1 protein-coding gene is annotated in these 1414 nt (G+C 44.0%); it reads right to left on the bottom strand.

Features of this window, described 5'->3' with window-relative positions; all coding sequences use genetic code 11:
• Positions 1-710: 710 nt before the first annotated feature.
• A partial coding sequence (argH, locus tag HP456_RS23935) for an argininosuccinate lyase (protein ID WP_172255677.1) occupies positions 711-1414 on the bottom strand: 704 nt, incomplete at its 5' end.

The following is a 1414-nucleotide window of genomic DNA, read 5'->3' on the forward strand; positions in this document are numbered from 1 at the left end:
ATGGGACATTATTTATCAAGACAGATATGGAATAACATTGCAGCATAAATACCAGTAAACTCACAGTAAGCTCTGAAATCGAGCTTACTGTCTTGCTTTATTTCATGGATAGGATGCTTCCAATTCGCACAATAAGTAAACCCGGCATCGGAGGAATAAAGCAATCCGAATCTTGCTGAAACCGTCATTACAAATACACTCGAATCCACTGTGCCGATCACTTCTATTGAATTGGATAGTTTGACTGACAATAATGATGCAATTAGAGGCAGAGGCTTGGGCCAGGTCCATACACCGGTTGTGCTGCGTTGGCAGCCTATTTATGCCCTGCCCAAGGTGATTAGACGGATGAGAAATTTTTCCCCGATAGAAAAACGAGGCTGGGACAAAAGTGTTATAGTCTAAGTAAAACCCGAACTAAATTGCCTTCTAACTGGCAAATTAGTTCGGGTTATTATTTTGTTCAATGTACACTTAAGTTTTAGCACTTTACAGCGGTTGATTGGAGTGCAAGACGAAGACTCCTGCGGGAAAAGCGAGACAGGTGAGACCCCACAGGAGCGTATGCGACGAGGAGGCTCACCGGCCGCCCGCGGAAAGCGAAGTCTTGCACGGAAATCATTCGCGGTATTATGAACATACGCTGAAATTGTTCGTCTTTATGTCGTGGTCATTAGTTTTGTCCCAGCCTCATAAACCAGCATATTGCCCTATGGTTTTGCCGTCACTTGTTCTTGAAGGAGTGATTTTGCATTTTCTATCTGGATTTTCACTTGCTCAAAACCTGTGCCTCCGTAAGAGTTTCTTCTTTCAACAGCAGCATAGGGAGCGAGGATCGAATAGATATCCTCCTCAATCAGGGGTGAATACTGCTGATACTGTTTCAATGAAACATCTTTTAAATAGTATCCTTCTTCGATGCAATGCAGGACAAGCTTTCCAACAATTTCATGAGCTTTACGAAAGGGAACACCTTTGGCAGCGAGATAATCGGCAAGCTCTGTTGCGTTTGAGAAATCATTGGAAACTGCCTCCTCCATTCTCTTATCTTTCACTGTCATCGTACTGATCATGCCAGTAAAGATCTTCAAAGAGCCAATGACCGTTTTCACCGTGTCGAACATGCCTTCTTTGTCTTCCTGCATATCCTTGTTGTAAGCAAGAGGAAGCCCTTTTAATACAGTAAGAAGGGAAACAAGATTCCCGTTCACTCTTCCAGTCTTCCCTCTGACAAGCTCAGCCATGTCTGGGTTTTTCTTTTGCGGCATGATGCTGCTTCCAGTTGTAAAGCTGTCATCCAGTTCAATGAATCTGAATTCCTCGGTCGACCAGAGGATGAACTCTTCCGCCAGTCGCGACAGATGTGTCATCAACAGTGCACTGTTACTGAGGAATTCCACGATGAAGTCACGAT

Origin of the sequence: Bacillus haikouensis (assembly GCF_013179555.1) — a bacterium.
GTDB lineage: Bacteria > Bacillota > Bacilli > Bacillales > Bacillaceae_B > Rossellomorea > Rossellomorea haikouensis_A.